The organism is Streptomyces sp. CRN 30 (assembly GCF_034105845.1).
Window position 1 is genome coordinate 1 of record NZ_JAVRHI010000370.1, and the last position, 4,706, is coordinate 4,706.

Here is a 4,706-nt window from a genome sequence, read left to right on the forward strand (position 1 = left end):
GCGCACCGCTTGCGGCCGTCCCGCCGTAGCGACGCTGACGTACGTCTACGCCGACTCGACCGCGGTCCTCGGCCCGCTCGCCACCTACGCCGAACCCCACTGCTACGACCTGTGCGCCGAGCACTCCGAGCGCCTCACCGCGCCGCGCGGCTGGGAGGTCGTACGGCTCCTCGACGGCTCGGCCCCCGCCCGGCCCAGCGGTGACGACCTGGAGGCGCTCGCCAACGCCGTGCGCGAGGCGGCCCGTCCGCAGCAGCGCACCGCGGAGGCCACCGCGGGCGATCGCGCGGTCGACCCGATGGAGGTCGCGCGCCGGGGTCATCTGCGGGTCCTGCGCTCACCGGACAACTGAGGCACGTCCGGCCCGCGCGGCCCGTACGGCGACTCCTCGGCCGCGGCGCCGGCTCCGCCGCACCCCTCCTCCCCTCGTGACGACACGACGCGACGACAACATCCCGTCCGCGCAAGCGCATTGACGTCCCGTCGGCGCGGACACGACCATTCCGGTACGCGGTACTCGTGAGAACTCACTTCCGCATGACGGAAACCTGACGGAAACCGGGGAGGCAACCCGTTGTACGTCCAGGAACTGGAACCCGTGGCCGGCTCGCTCGGCCTGTCCGCACTCGTCGCGACCCTGCCCCTCGTCATCGTCCTGGTCCTGCTGGGCGCGGTGCGCATGAAAGCCCATCTCGCGGGCGCGACCGGCCTGCTGGCGGCCGGACTCGTCGCCTGGCTCGCCTACGGCATGCCGCTCGGCCAGACGCTCTCCGGCGCCGCCCAGGGCGCCGCCTTCGGCCTCTTCCCCATCATGTGGATCGTCGTCAACGCCCTGTGGGTGTACCGGATGACCGTCCGCACCCGTCACTTCGACATCCTGCGTCGCTCCTTCGGGCGCCTCTCCGACGATCCGCGCATCCAGGCACTCGTCGTCGCCTTCTGCTTCGGCGCGCTCCTGGAGGCGCTCGCGGGCTTCGGCGCGCCGGTCGCCATCTCCGCGGTGATGCTCGTCGCCCTCGGCTTCGACCCGGTGCGCGCGGCCGTGATCGCGCTGGTCGCCAACACCGCGCCGGTCGCCTTCGGCGCGATGGGCACGCCCGTGGTGACCCTCGCCCAGGTCACCGAACTGCCCCTGGACTCCGTGGCGTCCGTGGTCGGCCGCCAGACGCCGCTGCTCGCCCTCGTCGTGCCGCTCGTGCTGGTCTGGCTGGTCGACGGCCGGCGCGGGCTGCGCGAGACCTGGGTGCCCGCCCTCGCGTGCGGCGTCGCCTTCGCCGTGGCGCAGTTCGTCGCCTCCAACTACGTCTCCGCCCAGCTCGCCGACATCGCCGCCGCCCTGCTGGGCGCGGCCGCCCTGGTCGCCGTACCGCAGGCGCGCAGGCCCGCCGCCGAGCCGGTGCGCGCCGCCGTGCTCACCGGCGCGCGCAGCGAGGACCTGGACGAGGAGGACCCGCGGCGCGAGGTCGTGCGGGCCTACGCCCCCTACGCGCTCATCGTGGCGGTCTTCTCGGTCGCACAGATCCCCGTGGTGAAGGACTGGCTGGCCGGTGCGACGCGGACCTTCGACTGGCCCTTCCTGAACGTCGCCGACGCCGACGGCGACCCGGTCGGCGCCAACGTGTTCACCTGGCCGGTCGTCTCGACGGGCGGCACGCTCGTGCTGCTCGCCGGGATCTGCACGGCGGCCGTCCTGGGGGTGCACGCGCGCGTGGCGGTCAAGGAGTGGGCGGCGACCGTGCTCGAGCTGCGGTTCGCGATCCTCACCGTGACGTCCGTGCTCGCCCTCGCCTACGTCATGAACCTCTCCGGGCAGGCCGCCACGATCGGCCACTTCGTCGCCGGGGCCGGGGCCGGTCTGGCCTTCCTGTCGCCGGTCCTCGGCTGGTTCGGCGTCGCCGTCACGGGCTCGGACACCTCGGCCAACGCGCTCTTCGGCGCACTGCAGGTGAACGCCGCCCACCAGGCGGGTCTGTCGCCCGAGCTGCTCGCCGCCGCCAACAGCTCCGGCGGTGTGCTCGGCAAGATGATCTCGCCGCAGAACCTGGCCATCGCGGTGGCGGCCGTGGGGCTCACGGGACGCGAGGGCGACCTGCTGCGCAAGGTGCTGCCATGGAGCCTCGGACTGTTGCTCGTGATGTGTCTGATCGTGGTGGGGCAGAGCACGCCCGTACTGGGGTGGATGCTCCCGTGATCCCGGGCGGACGGCCGCCACACCCAGCGACGACGCCATCGGCCGGAGCGCGGCCCGCTGTCGGCCCGGGCGGGTAGTTTGGGGCGACCGAAGTGGACCTCAGGAGGGTTGGCCGTGGCTGCTGATCTGTCGACGATCGTGAAGGCGTACGACGTACGCGGTGTGGTTCCGGACCAGTGGGACGAACCGCTGGCCGAGCTGTTCGGAGCGGCCTTCGCGAAGGTGACCGGGGCGGCCGCCGTCGTGATCGGCCACGACATGCGGCCCTCCTCGCCCGGCCTGTCCCGGGCCTTCGCGCGCGGGGCGGCCGCGCTCGGCGTCGACGTCACCGAGATCGGCCTGTGCTCGACCGACCAGCTCTACTACGCGTCGGGCGCACTGGACCTGCCGGGCGCCATGTTCACGGCCTCGCACAACCCCGCGCGGTACAACGGCATCAAGCTGTGCCGCGCGGGCGCCGCGCCCGTCGGCCAGGACACCGGCCTGGCGGAGATCCGCGAGCTCGTCGAGCGGTGGAGCGACACGGGCGCCCCGGAGCCGGCCGCCGCGCCGGGCACCGTCACCCGGCGCGACACGCTGGAGGACTACGCGGCGCACCTGCGCTCCCTGGTCGACCTGACCTCGATCCGGCCCTTGAAGGTGGTGGTCGACGCGGGCAACGGCATGGGCGGGCACACCGTGCCCACGGTCTTCGAGGGCCTGCCCCTCGACCTGGTGCCGATGTACTTCGAGCTGGACGGCACGTTCCCGAACCACGAGGCCAACCCGCTCGACCCGGACAACCTCGTCGACCTGCAGAAGCGGGTCCGAGAGGAGGGCGCCGACCTCGGCATCGCCTTCGACGGCGACGCCGACCGCTGCTTCGTCGTCGACGAGAACGGCGACCCGGTCCCGCCGTCCGCCGTCACCGCGCTGGTGGCCGCCCGCGAGCTGGCCAGGCACGGCGGCTCCGGCACGGTCATCCACAACCTGATCACGTCGTGGTCGGTCCCCGAGGTCGTCCGCGAGAACGGCGGCAGCCCGGTCCGTACGCGCGTGGGCCACTCCTTCATCAAGGCCGAGATGGCGCGTACCGGCGCGATCTTCGGTGGCGAGCACTCCGCGCACTACTACTTCCGTGACTTCTGGAACGCCGACACGGGCATGCTGGCCGCCCTCCACGTCCTGGCGGCCCTGGGCGGCCAGGAGGGCACCCTGTCGGCCCTGGTGGCCCAGTACGACCGCTACGCGGGCTCCGGCGAGATCAACTCCACGGTCGACGACCAGGCGGCCCGCCTCGCCGCGATCCGGGCGGCGTACCTGGGCCGCGAGGACGTGGAGCTGGACGAGCTGGACGGCCTGACGGTGACGTCGGCGGACTGGTGGTTCAACGTGCGCCCGTCCAACACGGAGCCCCTGCTGCGGCTGAACGTGGAGGCCCGCGACGAGGTCACGATGACCAAGATCCGAGACGAGGCGCTGGCCCTCATCAGGGGCTGACGGAAGCCCGCCCGGCCGCGCGCCGGCAGCAGCACCTCACGGGGCCACTCGCCGACGAGCGGGTGGCCCCGCCCCTGCTCCCGGTCCCCGTGCGCGTCAGCTCCCGTACGAACGCATTTCAGGCCACGTACAGATGGAATGCGTCACACTTGGACCAGATGAGTGCAACCTTTGGTCTTTTCGTGAGATCTGGATCACACGGGGCGGTCCCCTTTCCGCTCCGGACGCCCGCACGCGTCCAGACACCTCACGGGGGAGCGGCATGAGGATCGCGTTTCTGATCAACAACGCCTACGGGATCGGCGGCACCATCCGTGCCACCGCGAACCTGTCCTCGGCGTTCTCCGTCCGGCACGACGTCGAGGTGGTGAGCGTCCAGCGCCCCAAGGACGCGCCGCAGCTGACGTTCGCCCCGGAGGTGCGGCTGACCGCCCTGGTCGACCTGCGCCCGGACAGCCCGTCCTACGAGGGCGACCACCCGCTGACGAAGTCGCCGTGCACGATGTTCCGCTACAGCGTGCCGTACACGGCGCTGGAGGAGGAGCGCATCGGGAACTGGCTGAGAGAGACGGACGCCGACGTCGTCATCGCCACGCGCCCCGACCTCAACGGCTTCCTGGCCCGCGACGGCCGCCCCCACTACCTGCGCGTCGGCCAGGAGCACCTCAGCCTCGACGCGTACGGCGAGGAGATGCGCGAGAACCAGAACCGCGCCATCGCCGGACTCGACGCGTACGTCACCGTCTCCGAGGCGGACGCCGAGCAGTACCGCCGCGCCCTGCCCGACGTGACCACGTCGATCGTGTGCGTCCCCAACAGCGTGCCCGTACCGGAGGTCGAGCCCGCCGCCCTCCGCTCGAACGTCGTCGTGGCGGCCGGCCGGCTCATACCCATCAAGCGGTACGACCGGCTGATCGACGCCTTCGCGAAGATCGCGGACGTCCATCCGGACTGGACCCTGCGCCTGTACGGGCGCGGTCCCGAGCGCGCGAAGCTGCGGGCGCGGATCGACCGGCTCGGGCTCTACGAGCGGGTG

At 72.4% G+C, this 4,706-nt stretch carries 4 protein-coding genes; all 4 read left to right on the plus strand.

Translation table 11 applies throughout. The features are described from left to right. Nucleotides 1-352: DUF3499 domain-containing protein (locus UW392_RS39245; protein WP_320780026.1), on the plus strand; the 352-nt coding region annotated here is incomplete at its 5' end. A 222-nt stretch (nucleotides 353-574) separates the two neighbouring features. Next, nucleotides 575-2,191, plus strand: a complete 1,617-nt coding sequence (locus tag UW392_RS39250) for an L-lactate permease (RefSeq protein WP_320780027.1) — start codon at nucleotides 575-577, stop codon at nucleotides 2,189-2,191. Nucleotides 2,192-2,305: 114 nt separating this feature from the next. Then, a complete protein-coding gene (locus tag UW392_RS39255; protein ID WP_320780028.1) occupies nucleotides 2,306-3,670 on the plus strand; it encodes a phosphomannomutase/phosphoglucomutase in 1,365 nt (454 codons plus the stop codon). Between the two features lie 262 nt (nucleotides 3,671-3,932). Further along, nucleotides 3,933-4,706: glycosyltransferase (locus tag UW392_RS39260; protein WP_320780029.1), on the plus strand; the 774-nt coding region annotated here is incomplete at its 3' end.